At 68.6% G+C, this 17661-nt stretch carries 14 protein-coding genes; 7 read left to right on the top strand and 7 right to left on the bottom strand.

Features of this window, described 5'->3' with window-relative positions; translation table 11 throughout:
• Positions 1–14 precede the first annotated feature (14 nt).
• The 3 genes from OG225_RS07235 to OG225_RS07225 all read right to left on the bottom strand — a co-directional run bounded on the left by OG225_RS07235 (position 15) and on the right by OG225_RS07225 (position 2082).
• Positions 15–644 carry a hypothetical protein gene (locus OG225_RS07235; RefSeq protein ID WP_405180960.1) on the bottom strand — a complete coding sequence of 210 codons (630 nt, stop codon included), beginning with the start codon at positions 642–644 and terminating at the stop codon, positions 15–17.
• 64 nt (positions 645–708) lie between these two features.
• The gene (locus OG225_RS07230; RefSeq protein ID WP_405180959.1) at positions 709–1737 is read right to left on the bottom strand and encodes a hypothetical protein; all 1029 of its coding nucleotides are present in this window, start codon (positions 1735–1737) and stop codon (positions 709–711) included.
• A gap of 153 nt (positions 1738–1890) precedes the next feature.
• A complete protein-coding gene (locus OG225_RS07225; protein WP_405180958.1) occupies positions 1891–2082 on the bottom strand; it encodes a hypothetical protein in 192 nt (63 codons plus the stop codon).
• A 185-nt stretch (positions 2083–2267) separates the two neighbouring features.
• Here OG225_RS07225 and OG225_RS07220 point away from each other — a divergent pair, with 185 nt between their 5' ends.
• On the top strand, positions 2268–5003 hold the full coding sequence (locus OG225_RS07220; RefSeq protein WP_405180957.1) for an ATP-binding protein: 2736 nt from the start codon (positions 2268–2270) through the stop codon (positions 5001–5003).
• Positions 5004–5114: 111 nt separating this feature from the next.
• Here the strand turns inward: OG225_RS07220 and OG225_RS07215 are convergent, their stop codons facing one another.
• The 3 genes from OG225_RS07215 to OG225_RS07205 all read right to left on the bottom strand — a co-directional run bounded on the left by OG225_RS07215 (position 5115) and on the right by OG225_RS07205 (position 7258).
• The gene (locus OG225_RS07215) at positions 5115–6263 is read right to left on the bottom strand and encodes a hypothetical protein (RefSeq protein WP_405180956.1); all 1149 of its coding nucleotides are present in this window, start codon (positions 6261–6263) and stop codon (positions 5115–5117) included.
• Between the two features lie 166 nt (positions 6264–6429).
• Entirely contained in the window at positions 6430–6708 is a 279-nt protein-coding gene (locus OG225_RS07210; protein ID WP_405180955.1) for a hypothetical protein, read from the bottom strand.
• Between the two features lie 109 nt (positions 6709–6817).
• Entirely contained in the window at positions 6818–7258 is a 441-nt protein-coding gene (locus tag OG225_RS07205; protein ID WP_405180954.1) for a hypothetical protein, read from the bottom strand.
• Positions 7259–8598: 1340 nt separating this feature from the next.
• On the opposite strand from OG225_RS07205, the gene OG225_RS07200 reads away from it, so the two are divergent.
• From OG225_RS07200 to OG225_RS07175, 6 genes are read left to right on the top strand one after another with little or no spacing between them, the layout of a single operon-like run.
• Positions 8599–10185, top strand: a complete 1587-nt coding sequence (locus tag OG225_RS07200) for a hypothetical protein (protein ID WP_405180953.1) — start codon at positions 8599–8601, stop codon at positions 10183–10185.
• Positions 10182–10901, top strand: coding sequence for a hypothetical protein (locus tag OG225_RS07195; protein ID WP_405180952.1), 720 nt, complete (start codon positions 10182–10184; stop codon positions 10899–10901). The genes OG225_RS07200 and OG225_RS07195 overlap by 4 nt, the downstream gene beginning before the upstream one ends.
• A complete protein-coding gene (locus OG225_RS07190; protein ID WP_405180951.1) occupies positions 10898–12526 on the top strand; it encodes a hypothetical protein in 1629 nt (542 codons plus the stop codon). The genes OG225_RS07195 and OG225_RS07190 overlap by 4 nt, the downstream gene beginning before the upstream one ends.
• Entirely contained in the window at positions 12523–14046 is a 1524-nt protein-coding gene (locus OG225_RS07185) for an RAMP superfamily CRISPR-associated protein (protein ID WP_405180950.1), read from the top strand. Before OG225_RS07190 ends, OG225_RS07185 begins: the two co-directional genes overlap by 4 nt.
• Entirely contained in the window at positions 14043–14666 is a 624-nt protein-coding gene (gene csx19, locus OG225_RS07180; protein ID WP_405180949.1) for a CRISPR-associated protein Csx19, read from the top strand. The genes OG225_RS07185 and csx19 overlap by 4 nt, the downstream gene beginning before the upstream one ends.
• Entirely contained in the window at positions 14656–17238 is a 2583-nt protein-coding gene (locus OG225_RS07175; protein WP_405180948.1) for a hypothetical protein, read from the top strand. Before csx19 ends, OG225_RS07175 begins: the two co-directional genes overlap by 11 nt.
• On the opposite strand, the gene OG225_RS07170 is transcribed toward OG225_RS07175, so the two are convergent.
• A complete protein-coding gene (locus OG225_RS07170) occupies positions 17157–17609 on the bottom strand; it encodes a hypothetical protein (protein ID WP_405180947.1) in 453 nt (150 codons plus the stop codon). The genes OG225_RS07175 and OG225_RS07170 overlap by 82 nt on opposite strands.
• Positions 17610–17661 lie beyond the last annotated feature (52 nt).

Genomic DNA, 17661 nt, shown 5'->3' with positions numbered 1-17661 from the left:
CCTGTGAGGGGTCGCTATCGTGGGTGCGAGAGGAGTTGCCAGCGTTGGGTCATGCCGATCTCGGGGGCGATTTCGCCGTCGCGGCGCAGACTGCCGCTATTCGCCGCGCGCACGATCCCGGTGCGGGCGACGACGGGACACGTCACGCTCGATAGTTTCGCGCACGCCGGGTGCAGCGCGGCGGAGGTCAGACACCAGCCGTCGGTGTCGACGACGAGCATCGCCTCGTCGTCGGTGACCGACAGGCCACAGACCTGGCAGAGCCCGTGGCGCTGGGCCTGGCCCAGGCGGCCGCGGTGGATCAACCGCCAGTGCGGACCGGCGGCGGTGACCGGTGTCAGCCACGGAATCGGTCGACCGTTACGCGTAGGCCGCTCGGCCCCGGAGGGGTTGAGATCGAACCCGGCGCGGTCGAGCAACTGCCACAACGGCATCACCGACTCCCACCGCGGGCAGTCGTATGCGTCCGGGGCGTGCTCGGCCCACCCGGTCCCGAGATCGAGGACATGCGGTCGAGCACACGCACCGCACCGCAGATCGGTCAACGCGAACGGCCCGGAGCTGTCAACCATCCCCGGGGCGTTCCCGCCGGCGGCATCGCTCGGCGCGCCGACCTCGGGGATGCCGGTGCGGTGGCCGTTCATGGGAATCTTTCGCATCGATGGCGCGGCCGTAAGGCTGCGCCGATGGCCGGAGGTGCGTTGGTGGTCACGGGTGGGATTCCGTGGTGGGGGCCGATGGTTCGGGATGCGGACTGAGCAGGTCGGCGCTGCGTTGTAGTGCGGCGTCGATCTTTTCGTCCAGGCGTGCCAGCAGGTCTTCGATGTCGGCGGTGGCTTCACGGTCACGGGCGCGGGCGGCCAGGCCGCGCTCGAGGTAGGAATCATCGAGGTCGACCGCAGTACGCACCCTGGCGGCGATCTTCGCGTTCTCGAGCCGCGCGGCAGCCAGCGCGTCGAGGGTGGCGCCGGTGAGGCGATCGAGGGTATCGGGGACATCGTTCGGGTTCCCGTACGCGTCGAATCCGGTGATGTAGGGCAGCCGGTCATAGTGCGCGGGGCGTAGCGGGCTCGTCCCGGGTTGTTCGGTGAGGATGCGTTCGAGGTGATAGGGGCCGGTGGCCTGTGCTGCGACGGCGACGAGTTCGCTCCAGTGACGCAGGATCGCGACAGGGCAGGTCGCCGGGTCACCGGTGGCGTGCAGTTCGACCAGTGGCTGTGGGCCGACGACCGCGCGGTCGTCGTGGATGCGGATGTCGTGTTGGTCGAGGGCGGCGATCTGGTCGAATCCGAGTCCGGCGGCGGCCAGGACGAGGATCGCGGCGTCACGGCGGCCGAACAAACCTGCGGTCCACCCGGTTCGGGGGATCTCGGGCAGCAGTTCGTCGACGCGGACACGGGCAGCCGCGAGGCGTTGCGCGCGGCCGGGGTTGATGGCCTGGCGTACGGATTCGGCGTGGCCGGGGATCGGTTTCCCGGACAGGTGGTGCGCGGCGTTGAGCGCGGTGAGCCGCGCGCGGCGGGTGGTCGCGGTGTTGGGGAACGCGGCGAGGTAGGCGAGCACCGTGCTGGTGTCGGTGGGCAGGACCGCCCGGTCGCCCATGCTGGCCCATCGGGCGAAATGTCGCCATTCCCGGGCGTGCTCGGTGCTCAGACCGGTCACGCGGGGCAGCAGCGTGATCACCGGTCCGTGTTCGCGAAGCGCGGTGCCCGGGGGATCGCCATCGTTGTCGGTCATCGTGTTCCAGTCTGGCAGGGATCGGGGATTCTTCGATCCGGTCGGGCACGGGTTCCCTCGGCGTGGCGGTGGACCGGTCGGGCTGGTGCGGAAATGATTGTGCCGCGCTCCCTGAAGAGGGGAGCGCGGCACGTTCCCTGTGAGGTGGGCTGGCTACAGGGTCTTGTAGGCGATGATGGTGGCGATGGCGAGGGTGACGGTGGCGCCGAAGCCGATCACGCCAGCGCGGATGGCGGCGGCCAGAGTGGCACCGTCGACCTCGGCGAGGATTCCGGCGCCGAGTCCGACGATGACCGCGAGCAGGGCGATCCCGGTGAACAGCAGGGCTTTGACGGTGGTGGTCATCAGGTGCTTCCTCATTCGGTTGGTGGTGGGGTCCGATGAGGTCCATTGCAGCGGATGTGGAGCCCCGCAACCGTTCTGCTGTCCGGCTACAGTGCCTGTATGCAGGCACAACAGGTTTGCGACTCGCAGCGACTCGCTACGAGTCGCCCGATTTCAGCACCGACGGCGAACGGAGCACGTCGACGGTGAGCGGCGGTGAAGGCAGGGCCTACGACGACTACGTCGAGAACCTTTGTGCGCTGCACGCGGCCGCGGGAGGCCTGCGGGCCAAGGCGATCTCCGCCGAGATCAAGAAGAACTACGGCGTGGTCGTGCCGCCGCTGACGATCAAGGGCTGGCTCAAGGAGGACAGGGAGGCCCGCCGAATTCCCCGCGAAGGCGACAAGTTCAAACTTATGCTCGGGGTCCTGTATGCGCGGACTCCCATGAAGTTCGATGGCCGAGTGCCGCAGCAGTGGGAGGAACGGCGACGTAAGGCGTCTCAGGTTGTCCACGCCGATCGTCGTGCCGACCGCGCAAACGTCAGTCCCGTTCTGGATACGGTCGTCCATTCCGAGCCAGTCCATGATGTCGGCGATGGCATCGGCGATCTGTTGACCACAGACCTGGATCCGATCGAATTGGGTGTGCACAAGGCGATCACCACCAGCGATCGACACGAAAATGCCGAATTACTCACCCGCTACGTGCCTCGGCGTCACGATCAGGACATCGCCGATGTCGTCGGGCAGGCCGTGGCCGGGCATAGCCGTTTCGTCGTTCTGCACGGTGGCTCCTCCACCGGCAAAACCCGCACCTTGTGGGAAGCCCTCGCGCCGCTGCGTGAGCAGGGTGGCTGGCGGTTGTGGCATCCGACCAGTCCTACCCGGCGTGCCGCGCTTGCCGATGATATCGGGCGGGTGCGGCGACGAACAGTGTTGTGGCTCAACGAATCCCAGGAGTTCCTCGGCGGTGATGGACGGCCGGGCGATGAGATTGCCGCGGTCGCGTTGCGTGATCTGCTCGCCGATACTTCCCAGGCCCCCGTGCTGGTGGTCGGCACGCTGTGGCGCGCCTACTACACCGAACTGTGCCGCCCGCACGCCTCCCAGGTCCGCGCACTGCTCGAGAACAACGCCCACACAACGGTGCTCGAGGTTCCGGACTCCTTCGCCGATGCCGACCCGACCGAGTTGGCGGCGGCCGCGGAAGTCGACCCGCGGATGCGGTTCGCGGCCGACCATGCCGAGGACGACCGCGTCACCCAGTACCTGGCGGGCGGCCCGGAACTGGTACGCCGCTATAGCCGTGAACTCACCATCGCAGCGAAAGCGATCGTGCGCATCGCAATGGACGCCCGCCGCATGGGCCACCGCAACGAAATCCCCCACGGCCTCCTCGCCGACGCCACCCACGCCTACCTGACTCGAAGCGAATGGAACACCGTCGCCGCCGCACCTGACTGGCTCGAGCAGGCTCTCAAGGAAACGACCCGGTCCTGCAACGGTGCCAGCGGACCGCTGACACCGATTGCCGCCATGCCGCTGTCCTCCCGCCCCCTTACCACCTTGCCTACCGACGTGAGAACAACGAGCAAGACGACATATCTACTGGCCGACTACCTCGACCAACACGGACGCACCGAACGGGCCGAGACCCCGGCGCCCACCGCGTTCTGGCAAGCTCTCACCGTCTATACCCACCCTGGCGACCGCGCCGATATCGGTTATAGCGCGGCAAGTCGCGGCCTCTACCGCAACGCCGCACAACTGTGGGTAGAGGCCACTCGTGCCGGAGAAACCAACGCCGCTGTCAGGTTGCTCTACATGCTCCGAGCCGCACATCCAGACAACGATCAGTTGGCGGACTGGCTCATAAGCCAACCTATTTGGGGAACGCCCGGACCTGTCGCGTCGCTGCTGCGGATCTTGCGCGAAGGCGGATGGACCGACCAAACGCAACGCTTGATCGAACGCGCCCTGCCCGAGATCACCGTCGATGACCCGCAGGGTCTCGGGGAGTTGCTGTGGGAGTTGCGCGAAGGCGGATGGACCGAGCAAGCACAACGCTTGATCGAACGCGCCCTGCCCGAGATCACCGTCTATGACCCATTCGCTCTCGGGATGTTGCTGTGGGAGTTGCGCAAGGGCGGATGGACCGAACACGCACGACACCTGATCGAGCACGTCGGATCCAAGGTCACCGTTGGGCCGGGCAGTGTCACGTGGCTGATGGAGACTTTGAGCGCGGTGGGATGGACCGAACACACGCAATTCCTGATCGAGCGCGCTATGCCGGAGATAATCCTAAATGAATCGGAAATTCTCAGTTGGCTGCTGCGGGAGTTGCGCGAGGGCGGATGGACCGAACACGCACAACGCCTGATCGAACGCGTCGTTTCCGAGGTCGACCTCGATAGCCCGGGGGATCTCGGGTGGCTGATGGAGGCGTTGCGCAAGGGCGGGTTCCCTGAGCACGCGCAGAATCTGATCGAACGCGCCCTGCCCGAGATCACCCTCGGTCAACCGGACGGAATCGCATCCCTGCTTCGAGAGTTGCGTAAAAGCGAATGGGATGAGCACGCGCAGAATCTGATCGAACGCGCCCTGCCCGAGATCACCCTCGGTCAACCGTACGGAATCGCATCCCTGCTTCAAGAGTTGCGCGAGGGCGGGTTCCCCGAGCACGCGCAGAATCTGATCGAACGCGCCCTGCCCGAGATCACCCTCGATGGCGAAACCTCAATCAGGCCTCTACTGGACGAGTTGGCTATAGGCGGGTGGACCGAGCAGACCCAGCGTCTGGTCGAGCGGCTTCCTGCGGTCGCAGACTTCGACCTGTTCCTTAAGTACGTGCGAAGCCCGGAACGCTACATACGGTACGGACGAGATCCCGAGACCGGGGCAGCCGCTTCCTCATGGAGCTGGGAGGATCTCATCTGACGGTCGGATGCGGGAATCGCTACAGCCCGGTGGGCGCATCAGCGCTGCGCTGCGCGCGGCGGCGATCGTAGGCCAGCGCGGTCTCCATCCGTTTGTGCCCGGTCAGAGCCATCACCAGTTCGACGGGGGCGCCTTGGTCGAACATGTGAGTGGCAACGCCGGCGCGGGGACTGTGCCGCTCAGCAATCCGACTCCGGCGGCGGCGCCGCGGGCGGTCAGGATCCGGCGTAGGGACCGCACCGTCAGATTGTCCGGGCGTGGGTGTCCGCCCTGGTACAGCGGACGGAACAGCGGTGCTCGGAGGTGGCGCGTCGGCCATGCGTCGATATCGTCGCAGCGGTGTTCGTGCGGGTCGGTGTGGTCGGTCATCACGAATTTCCCGACAGCGACGACCGCGGTGTCCTCGACAGCTTTCTCGTCGTCGATTCCTTTGTGCCGCAGATACTTTCTGGCTTCGCGGGTGGCGTCGTCGTGGACGATGAGGACGTCGAGCCACCGCAGCAGCGCACACCACGGGCACCACAGTGCATCGGTGGTGCCGCGTCTGAGGAATTTCTCGGTGATCTCGCCGCGGCTGGTTTTGCTGCCTCGCAAACGGATGCGCAGTTGTTCGTCGTCGTCGCCGTCGGGGCCCTCGACGATTCTCAGGTCACCGATCGTGAAATCGACGGCCTCGTCGCCGCGCAGTGCGGCGGCGTAGAGCAGCACGATCAGGGCGATGTCGCGTCGGGCGGCGACGCGTTCGCACCAGGTGCTGTCGTGCCGTGCGCCGTCTGCGTGGATGGCGGTGACCACGGTCTGGATGATGGGCAATGTCGCGGGCGGGGCCTGACGAAGGGTGCGTCCGGCCTCGGCGCGGTCGATGCCGATGCCTTTCACGACGCGAGTCACGATCGGGTCGGTCGTGGGGTCGGGCAGCCCGGCTGTTCTGTGGGCCTTGCTGATCGCGGCCCGCCACACTCGAATCGTGTTGGCGGACAAGTTCCGTTCGGTGTCGTCGGCGGCCTGGGACAGATACCGCGCGACCGTGCGGGGCGTTGCGGGCAAGGCCGCCAGTCCGGCCTGTTCGCACCAGGCGATGTAGTCGCGGCAGACCGAGTCGTAGGTGCGCACGGTGTTGTCGGCGTCGGCGGCCGCGAAGTACCGCTCGAGCGCGGCGTCGGCGGCGGCGATCGCCGGATCGGCGGCGTCTGATTCGGCCACCAGACGCAATGTCGGCGCGTAATCGGCGGGACCTTGACCCTGCCCGATTTTCGTCACTGTGACGATCGTTTCGGTGGGTTCGGCCGGTGATTGGCCGGTCATCGGAGTTCGATGCCGGGGGGAGTCGCGCGGCGATCGCGAGCCGTGATCGATCTGCGGTCCGGGGTGGGTGCGCCGCCGTCGGGCGGCTGGTGGTCGGTGGCGCGGATTGCGGTGTGGCGGTTCATCGGGTGGCGTCCACGGGTTCGGCGTCGATGTCGGGTTGGTAGTGGTCCAGGGCCCGGTCCAGTGCGTCCTTGGCTCGGTCGAGCGCGTTCTTGGCCGCGGCGATCTCGTCGCGGGCGGTCACGCATGCGTCGCCGACCCCGGTGGGCAGCACGGTGCCGACCGGGGTCCAGTCCGAGCGCAGCCAGGCGGCGCCGTCGGACAGTGCGTTGCGGGCGTGGTCGAGTTCGGCCGAGGCGCGGCGAAGCATTTCCGGTTGGGTCGGCAACGCGGCCATCACGGTTCCCTTCGATGAATTCGTCTGTGCTGTCGGCGTATTCGTCACCATCGTCGAACGACCTCGCATTCCGATCGGCACGAGCATCCGGACGGTCGTGGGTGCGGTGCTAGTCGGTGGTGACGGGGTGCAGGGTGTTCAGTGGTCGTGCCGCCTGGGTGGCGAGGCGGTGCAGGCGCTCGGTCGCGCTCGCCAGTTCCCGCAGGACTTCCGCGGCGAGAGCGGCTTGGACCTCGGGTGGATGTTCGGCGGTGCTGTCGGCGCTCAGCCCCGGAGTAGCGGCGAAGCGCTCCGCGCGGACGGCGAGTTGTTCGCACAGTTGCGGCAACCCGGCGAGTGCCTCGCCGAAGCCGCGCACGGCGATCGCCTCGTCCTCGGGGTTCGGCAACACCTGGGCCGCGGCGTCGAGGGTCGCGTGATTGGCGTAGCGGATCAGGTGCTGGAGCGCGCGGATGGCCTGGAAGAAGCCCTCTCGGGTGTGCGGGCCGTCGACGAGCCAGAGGTCGTCGGTGACGACGGTCTCGCCGTCGATATCGTTGCGGGTCACCACGGATGGTCGCCTCGAAGGTGCGGTCGGTGGGATCAGGTGGTGAGGGCGGCGGCGGTCCTTACGAAGGTTGCCATCCGGATTGCCGGGTCGATAGGGCCGCCCGTGCCAGGGGCTACGATATGCCGATGCACGCCTCATCCCGCACCATCGTCGGAGATCGCGTCCCGGAAGAACGCCGCGCCTCTACGTGATCTGACCGATGCCGACACTGTGCATCACACCTTCGACCCCGAAATCCACCCCGACCACGCCGCCAACCGCTGACCTGCACAAACAAGCAGAGGTGCGTGCAGGCGTTTCCGCAGGTCAGAGCCATGCGGCTACATGTGGGTCACGCAGAACCGTCCCAAACCGGGGGGTGCGCGAAAACCGACTGGAAACATGCAGGTCAGAGGGGGTAAAATCCGAGAGCTGTTGCAGAACAGCGCTTCCCCCCGGGGAACAGAAACCACGCGGCGGCTGCCAGTGTCGCAATGAATTTGTTGCAGAACAGCGCTTCCCCCCGGGGAACAGAAACCCGATTCGATCTTGCGTACTCCCACTGGATTTTTGTTGCAGAACAGCGCTTCCCCCCAGGGAACAGAAACGCCACTTGCGCGGCCATACTGCCTCCTGTGTTGGGTTGCAGAACAGCGCTTCCCCCCGGGGAACAGAAACGGTTTGCGTCATCTTGACTCGACATTTGCGTCCTTCCGTTGCAGAACAGCGCTTCCCCCCGGGGAACAGAAACGCTTATCCGTAACTCGCTCCAGTTTGTCTCGGGAGTTGCAGTACAGCGCCGCCGGAGGAGAGAAAAACATCGTGCCCTTGACTCACGTACGGGCCCGTTTCATGCAAGAACTTCCTCGCAGGTGATAGAGCACGCCTTTTTGGGTTTATGGGCGTTCGGATCGATGGAGCATTGCCGAATGGCGCTACTCCAGACGGGGATTGAAAACGCAAGGTGAAGATGCTGTTCGATCGAGTTTCGGGAAGTCTTGATCTGATTCTGGAATCGCATGATCGAGCGTTTCTTGCTGCACGGCAGCGTTGTTGCAGGGCGGGCATTGCGTTTACTTTCAGATATTCGAGCTATTGTCCTATTTCGAGTGTTCGGTTGAGGGCCTCGCTGATTGGACCCCGCTCGACAGAGGACGGTTGATGGGTTTGCGTTCATCCGGTCGGCCTTCGCGGGAACCGGTGTCCTGACGTCGATGTTCGGTCTGCGCGGCGATCGGGGCGGCCCGGGCTGCGTGGCCTGTTGGCCGGTGTCGGTTGAACAGTCGACTTCGGTTGTGAGGGCGTCTTTTTCCGTTGTCGGCGGCTACAGTCGGTTCGGGTTTTCCGGAAAGGGGTTGCGGGTGGTCGCGGTGGTGCATATCGAGCTGGTGGGTATCCAGCGGTTCGTTTTCGGGTCGCGCACGTTGAAGGACACGATCGGCCGGTCGAGCATGATCAACGAGTTCACCACCGCAGGCGTCGCGGGGGTGGCGGCGCGGTGGCCGCAGGGTCGAGTGGAGACGGTTTACGCGGCGGCGGGACGGCTTTCGGTGGTCGTGCGGGAGGGGCGGGCCGCGGATTTCGTCGGCTGGTTCACCCGCGAGGTGGCCGATACCTGTGACGGGTTACGGGCGGTGGTCGTGGTGGATTCATGTGCCGATGAGGCCGCGGTGGTCGAGTCGGTGCGTGGAGCCGGGCATGCGGTGCGGGCAGCGCGGCACCGGCAGTTGCCGTCGTTGGCGGGGGCGGCGCCGTGGGGGGCGTTGATGTGCGCGGTGACGGGCCGCGCCGCCGAAGGCGTCGACCAGAACGATGTGCCGTGGGCGGGGGATGTGCCACGCGCGGAGAAGTGGGGGGCGGTCTGGCATGGCCGTCAGCAGGCGGAGTTGCTGACGGGGTCGGATTCGGTGTTCGCCGGTGATCTGGAACTTCCGGTTCGCACGGATCAGTTGGGGCGCAGTGTCGGTGAGACGAGTCGGGTGGCGGTGTTGGTGGCCGACCTCAACGGTGTCGGGGCGCGTCTGCGGGTGTTGGCCGGACACGATCCCGACGGGTCACGGGTGGCGGCCGCGAGTGCGGCGTTGACCGAACTCGGGGCGGCGCTGGGACAGCATCTGGTGGCGACGGTGGTCGGGGCGTTGGTCGCCGACTCTTCCGGTTCGCCTGTGGTGTCGGGTTTTCCGGCTTCGTTGAGTTTTCCGCTGCATCGCGAGTCCGCGGACGGGCCGTGGCTGTTGCCGTTGCGGCCGTGGGTGCTGGCGGGCGATGATCTGGTGTTGGTGTGTGAGTCGCGGATCGTGTGGTCGTTGGCGTGCGCGATCACCGACTGGCTCGACGCCCCGGAGGTGGCCGCCGATGATCCGCGGGCGGTGTTGGCCGGTTTGTTCGGCGCGCGTCTGACAGTCGGGATCGGTATCGCTGTTGTCGCGGTGGGGTATCCGCTGATCCGCGCGCACGAGTCGGCGGCGGTGTTGTGCGAGAACGCGAAAGCCGCGGCACGGCGGGTGAGTGAGGACGAGGGTGTGGCTCACCACGGCGTGGACTGGTATCGGGGCGGGGTGGACGCGCAGACCGTGGTGGCGCGACGCGACCACAGCACCACCGCACGGCCCTACCTGTTCACCAGTCAGAGAACGTCGGGGAGTTTCGCCGAGTTCACGCGCTCGTGGCTGGGCACCGGCGAGACCAGCCTGCGTGGGCCGGTCTTCGACGACCATCATGGTTGGTGCCGTGAGCGGTTGGGTGATGCCGCGGTCGATCCCCGCCCCGGCGCGGTCGATCGGGCGCTGCGTAGCCTGAATCGGGCGCGTGCGGTGGCCGGATCGTCGGCGGCGGATCTTGTCTCGCGGGATTCGGGTGTGATCCTGGATGCGGTCGACCTTCTCGATGATCATCTGATGTTGATCCAGGCCGGGGTGCGCGTCCGGGACGAGGCTGTGACCCCATGACAACGGTGGCAGAGGCGACGGAGGCGACGGAGGCGGAGGCGATGGTGAAGTCGTGGCTCACCCGGCCACCGGTGCTGTTGGAGGTCACGGTGCACACGGTGTGTGTGGTGGGGATCGAACCGGTCGACGCGCGGGCGGTCGATGTGGACACGGTGCGCGACGGTGATGGTGTGCCGTATGTGCCGAAGAATCGGATGTCGGCGCGGCTGCGTGATGCCGCGCTGCTGGTGACGGAAGGGCCGGGCTCCGTCGATGCCGCGCTCGAGGTGTTCGGTGGAGCGTTTTCCGCGGGCACCGAGCGTCGCCTTCTGGAGGTGGGGGCCGCGACCTGGCCGCGGCAGGCCCGCGCCGGGGTCGCGTCGGCTCTGGCCGAGCGTGAGCGGCGGTATCGGGCGCGTGGGCGTGCGTTGTTGGCGACCAGGATCGGGGACGCTTTGACTGTGCGGGTCGGGCAGACCGCGATCGGGGCCGACGGTGCGCCGGTGGACGGTTCGCTGCGGCACTTGCGCGGTATCCGGCCCGGGGTGGTGTTGCAGGCCGAGTTGCGGTGGCGCGGTGACCCGCAGCCCCGGCATCTGCGGGTGTTGGCGCGTGCTGTGCTGGCGTTGACCCAGATCGGGGACGGGGAGTCCGACAATTACGGTCGGGTGAGTTGCCGGATCGACGGTGACGAGGCCGCGACGGTGGCGTGCGCGTTCGAGGAGATCGACCGGTGAACGAATTCGGTTTCCTGCCGCTGCGTTTCGTGCTCGGTGAACGTCTGTTGGTGCCGACCGACGGGCCGGTGTTGGCGCCGACGACGGCCACGGTGATCAACCCCAGCGTGATACGGGGTGTGCTGGCCCAGGCCTGCGGTAGCGACCGCGACGCGTTGGCGCAGTTGATCGTGTCGGGCGATGTCGCGGCCGCGCCCGCGTTCCCGGTACTGACCGACCCCACGGCCGGGCAGTGGTTCTGCGCGTTCCCCGCACCGGTGGTGATGCTGCGCAGCGACGACACCGACGAGGTCCTCGACGCCCGCACGGTGTCACCGAGTGACCCGGACAGTGACGCTGTGCGGGGACTGGTCGGGCACCGGGCGGGCGCGTGGTGGGTCGCGGCCGTGGCCACCGCCACCGATGTGCGTCTGGCGCGCCCCCGCGAGGGCGGTACGCGGGAGGGTATGGGACCGATCGCCTTCACCACCCTGGACCCCCAGCAGGTGTTCGAGGCCAGGCTGCGGTTGCGCGGCACCCCGGTCCAGCGTGACGCGTTACGTGAACGCATCCGCGACCTCCTCGACACCGAGAACACCGGTGTTGCTGTGTCTTTCGGTTCGGGCGCGCAGGGCTCCTACGGCGGTGACGCGCGCGTGTCGGTCGGTGCGCTGACCGAGCTGGCCGATCCGTGGCCGGTCACCGATAGCCCGTCGGGGGCGCGGGTCACCCTCGTGCTGCGGTCACCGGCGCTGGTCACCGCACCCGATACCGGCGAGATAGATCCGGGCGCGGTGACCGGTCGTGTCGATGTGCTGCTCACTCGTCTCGGGTTGCCCGCCACCGCGGTGTCGGCGTCGCTGGACACGGTGCGCGTGGGTGGCGCGCATCGCGGGTACGGGCGGATGCGTCCGGCCGAATGGGCGGCGGGCGCGGGCAGTGTGATCACGCTACGCACCACCGGTGAGGTGTCGGCGTCGAGTTGGCGTCGGCTGTTGGCCCATCGGGTGGGTGCGCGCACCGTCGAGGGGTTGGGCATCCTCGCGATGGTGCCGCCTATGACCGGCACCGACATCGGTGGCCCGTTGACGTGTCTGGACCAGCCCACGCCACCGGTATTGCGGTTGCCGTTCGGTGCCGCGGTGACCCCGCGACCACCGACCGGGGTCGCGGCCACCCAGCTGGCCTTGTTGCAGGGGCAGCTGTCGGGCGAGGTCGCCGCCCGGTGGGCACGCGAGAGCGCGCTCACACTGGTCACCGCCATGCCCGCGGCCGCCGAGATCGGGGTGTCGGCGCTGAGGCGGCTCCGTTCGGGAGTGCGTGACCGCACCGCCCTGCTCACCGACCTCACCACGGCCCCCGGCGAGACGGACCCGCCGCCCTGGGTGGAGTCGCTGTCACGGTGCCGGATCGGGGACCTCGATCTGCGTGCCTGGCTCATCGCCGCCGCGAGTTCCCCGACCGTCGCGTGGGCGGCGCTGCCACCGGAGATCGGTGAATCCTGGGACCTCGAGCACGAATTCGCGCGGATCATGATCGGGCCGGGTGAGGAAGCCGACGCGCTCGCCCGCGACGCGGCGGTGTGGGAGCTGGCACGCGCGCTGATCGTGACCCTGCGCAGCGCGACCCGGGAGGAACAGCGGTGACCGAGGACTCTGACAACAGGGCCGTGCAGCGTCTGGCCGGGGCGGGCGGACGACCACCGGCCTGTGATCTGCTGGTGATCACCGCGACCCTGTCACTGTCCTCGGCGACCGCGACCGCCGCGACGGCCGCCGATGATCTGCTCGTCGACACCCTGGTACGGCGTGATCCCGGCACCGGTGCGCCGATGATCGCCGCACCCACGTTGGCCGGGGTCCTGCGCCACCGGGTCACCGAACTCGCCGGTGAGGGCGCCGCCGAAACCCTGTTCGGGACCACGACCCGACAGGCCGCGCTGCGCCCGCACGACGCGCTGGCCGCCGTCGCGACGGCTACCGAGATCCGTACCGGCAACACCGTCGACCCGGCCCGACGCACGGTGCACCCCGGTGCGGTGTTCACCGACGAAGCACTGCCGGCGGGCACCGAACTGTCGCTGCTGTGGGAATTGTGGCTGCCCGGCGACGATCCCGAGCGGGCCCGCCACCTCCAGGAATTGACACTGCTGGCCGGTACCGTCCTGGAACAGGGCCTGGTCCGGGTCGGTCGGCGCACGAACGCCGGATGGGGTGGAATACGGGCCGGCGGGTGGGCTGCCCGATGGTTCGCGCTCACCGCACGGGAACAGGATCGGTTCGCCTGGTACCGGATTCCCTACCCCCGCAAAGCCGAACTCACCTCTGGGCCGGTCCACGACAGCCTGCTCGCCGCGCTGCACCCCCGAGCCGCCGGCGCCCCGAACGCGGCGCTGCGGGCCCCGTTGACCGCGCCGTCGGTGGACCTGCCCGACCACCTCACCCTCACCGCGACGATCCACATCGACGAAACCCTCGACGACCACATACTCGCGGCCACCACCGCGCTGGCCGACACCTCGTCGACGGCACTGTGGGATTCGGGCCCCGCGCTCAAGGCGAGCTTGCGCGCGGCGGCCTACCGCGCGGTGGAATACATCGCCACCGGCGCCGGTAGCGGGCCCGCGGTCTGGGATGTGCGGGCCGCGCGCGAACGGGCCCGCGCCCTGGTGCTCGATCTGTTCGGACCCCACCCCGCCGACCCTCCCCCCACGACCGACACCGATACCGGCACAGCCCGCCCGCGTCGCGCTCCCGCCGCGGCGCGGATCGCGGTGGACGAGGCCGTGTTCGAGGGCGCGACGCCGGTGAGCCTGCCACGGACCGCGATCAATCCGCTGCTCCGCGCCCCGATCTCCGGGCGCCTGGGTAGTGTGTCGATGGCGTGTGGCGGGCAACGGCGGGTCCGGATCACCGTGCGTGCGCTCACCGCGGTCGACCGCGGCCTGATGGTGTTGATCACCAAGGATTTCCGTGACGGCCTGCTACCGATGACCGGACCGCACCGGCGCCGCGTCGACGCGGCCACCCTGCACTGGATCCACACCCCCGCCGACGGCGACACAGCACCGCGGGAACATCACGGGTGGGCGGCCCTGGCCGGCGACGAGGGCCTACGAAACGATGTCGCGGCGCTGGTGAACAGAATTCGGGAGGTTTCGCCATGAGCGAGGAACACGGTCACCCCAACGGACTGGCCATCCGCGCGGCCGACCCCGGCGAAGTGAGCGCGGTACTGGCCGCGGTCACCGGCACCGACCCCGTCGTCCCGGTGACGGGGACCGGTGCACGGTATCTGTTCGCCGCCTACCAGCACGGCTACGACATCGCCTACCTCGACGGCGCACGCTGGCAGTGGGGATCCCATGCCTATCACGGTGCAGGGCGTCCGGCGTCGGGGCCCGAACACGGCCTGGAACAGGTCCGGATCTACGGTCGCGACACCGAGCTATTGATCACCCGGCTCGGGCAGGACTGGCACGGCAGCTGGCGCACCCCCACACCACAACCCACCGAGCACGCCTGGCTGCGCAGCAGGCAACGCTCCTACCTGGTCAGCACCGGAAAAGCCGTCACCCACGAGCGGGGATTCACTCGCGTCGAGCACGGTTCCGGTCAGTTCGCGGTGCTGCCGTACCGATTCGCACCGGGCCGTCACGGCTACGCCCAGACCCGCGAGTACTTCGCCGCCGACCCCGAGACCGGTGCGGTGCGGGTCGCGGCGGTGACGTGGACCGGATACAGCTCGAAAGCCCCACGCCCGGTGGACAACGCCGATGCCCGCTGACTCCGACGCCGCCTCGACCGCACCGAAACCCGGTGCGCACCTGCCTCGTCGCGGAACACCACCCACCCCCGCCCCGGCCGCCGAGAGTGCCTCGACTCCGAAGCCGAACCCGGGGAACATGCGGCGCACCCGCCCGACACCGGCCTCGATACCCGGCCCGGCCCGGCCCACCGCCGCCGCGCAGCAGGGCGAGCGGGCGCGGCCTGCGCAAGCCCGGCAAGGCCCTGCCGCCACTACCGCGCCGTACACGTTCATTCCCTTCGCCGACCCCGTCACCGCCACCACGATGTGGTCGGACCTGGACACCGACATCGATGCCGACCCGACGGCCTCGTTCGACCGGGTACTGCCCGCAACCCGCAGCGGCTACCTCGATCTGCGGATCACCGCCCTCTCACCCATCCACCTCGGCCCGACCAGCGACGAACGACCCTGGAGTTGGCCCGGACCCGACGGACCCCGCTTCGGAATCCCGAGCTATTCGCTGCGCGGCATGCTCCGCGCGCGGCTGGGCGAACTCCTCGGCGGCGGCCTCGGACTGCCCGCCGAGGACCCCCTTCCGGTTCTCGAACGCGACCCCGTCACTTCCCCTCAGGACCCGCCGGTCAAACAGGTACGCGCCCATACCTACCAAAACCGTCGCAGCAACGCGAAACCGGGAGAGCAACGCGTCGGATTGCTGTGCCGTGACGCCGTCACCGGTGCCGCCACCGTCACCGAAAGCCCCCAGTTCCTCTTTCCCGTCCCGACACCCGACGGTGGCACGCGCCGATTGCGCAAGGTGCCCGGCGTCCGCTGGGACATGGTGCGCCACGACCTGATCGAGCCCGCACGCGCCCGACACACCCCGACCGGCAACGAAGCCTTCGACGCCCGCACCGTCCTGCGGGCTCTGTATGGCACGACGGTGTGGGTGGTGTGGGTGTACGCGACCGTGGGAGGTGTGCCGCGCGCACTGGCCGCGGCGATCGGCGCCACCGAAACCGCAGCCCGCGACAACGCCCGCCGACGGTGCGAGAGCAGCGATCCCACCGCACCCGACCGATTCCCTCTCGCCGCCCCCCGTGCCGCCGACGGCGCACCCGCACAGTTCCTGCACTATCTCGACAACGACTGGCAGCAGACGCCGCAACCGCACGCGCGGCCGATGATGTTGTTTCCGACCAACCTCGCCAACCTCGACGCCGACGGACGCAGCCGCGGCGAAGGCCGCCACGACAGCACAGGCACCCTGCACGACAACGCCGGAAACTGTTACCTGCTCGCACCTACGGGTGCGATGCTGTCGATCGACCCCACCGGAACACACGTGGGCGAGCAGACCCCGATACCGGTGACGCGAGAAGCGCTCGACACCCTCGAGCGAATACTGCGCGGCCACTATTGGGAACAGACACCCGGCCCCGCCGACCGCCCGCAGGGTTGGCCGGTGTTCTTCGACGTCAGCTCCGGTCGGGTAGTGGGCCTGGGTGGCAGCGGTGGCTTCGCGGTGCGTGCCAGACATACCGTCGCCGACACCGTCGCCCGCGCACACGGTCGCACACCACCGGCCCAGGGTGTCGACCGATCCTGGACCACCACGCTCACCGACGACGTCGGGGACAACGACGCGGTGGTGGCGTTGCTGGGCGCGGTCGCGGGCAGCAGGCAGATCGCCGCCCGCCTGAGCATCGGCCACGCCACCGCCCTGGGCACGGTCACACCCCTGCCCAGTCGCCGGATCGCGCTGCTTGCCCCCAACCCGCAAGCCGCCCACACCCGGCTACGCCCGCACGGCGGCGACACACGAAAACGCGGCGGCGCCAGTGCCGAACCGGCGATCACCTACAGCAACCGCGCACCGCGATACCGCGGCCGCGAAGTGTACTGGCATCGCGGCCACTGGTCCGGCGACGGCGCCCAGGGATGGGAAGCGGCCGACCGAGCCCAACGCGCGATGCTGGCCGAATTCCTCGGCGAGGGCGGTGACGTCGAGGCCACCCTCGCCGCGGTGGGCAGCGACATCGCACCCCTGCCCATCGGCACCACATTCCTGGCCCGGATCGGATTCACCAACCTCACCGACGCCGAACTCGGCGCCGTGCTGTTCGCGCTGCAATTCCCCACCGAGACAGACAGTTACGACCAGCCCGCGTTCGCGATGAAACTCGGCGGCGGTCAACCCCTCGGACTCGGGTCGGCGCGGATCACCGTCCGCGCCCATGCGCTGTGCGCCGACCGCTACACCGACCTCACCACCGACGGGCTCTCCGAGATCGACACCAGCGCGGCCATAGAATCCCTCTACACCGCGCTCGGTTGGAGGGCCGCCGACGAACCCGACACCGACACTGACCCGCGCGCCGCCCCTTCCGATGCCGGCGCGTGGGTCCTCGTCGAGGAGACCGGCCGCGCCTGGCCTGCGCACGTCGCGGCGAGCCTGACCGCGGCTCGGTGGCGTAACCGGCCCGCCCCCGAGCACACCGCCCCCATGTCGGTGGCCCAGCATCGTTACAAACGCCCGATGCTCGAAGTGTTCGACCTCGCGCACCCCGACGACGAATCCCCCTCCCGGTCGGCGCCGGGAAAGTAGTCGGCCCACAGTGAATCCGCCTGTGCCCGTAACCGGGCGGCACGATCGGCACCGACCTGCGCGCGGGTCCCGGTCCGGCTGAGCCGTTCGGCGGCCGCGTCGATCAGCGCGCGGTCGACGCGGCGCTGATCGTCGGCGGCCGCCTCGGACGCGACCACGGCTTCAGCGTGCCAACGATGATAGAACTCGTCGAGCACGTACCCGCAGAATTCGTCGCTCGCCCCCGCCTCGGTCAGCGCCGACGCACGCGCCAGCGCGTCGGCCTCGAGTTCTGCGTAACCGGGTACCGGCGTACACGGCAGCGCCGGACTGCTCGCGGCGTCGAACCGCACTGCCCGGCTGTGGCGTGCGCGCCTCGGAATCCATCTCATCGTCGAACCTCCCGCAACTGGTGTGGGCGAAGATGCCCACACCCTCTCGGTC

Source organism: Nocardia sp. NBC_01377, from assembly GCF_045040005.1.
GTDB lineage: Bacteria > Actinomycetota > Actinomycetes > Mycobacteriales > Mycobacteriaceae > Nocardia > Nocardia noduli.
The sequence above is the reverse complement of the archived record's forward strand: the minus strand, read 5'-3'. Positions and strand labels throughout refer to the sequence as shown.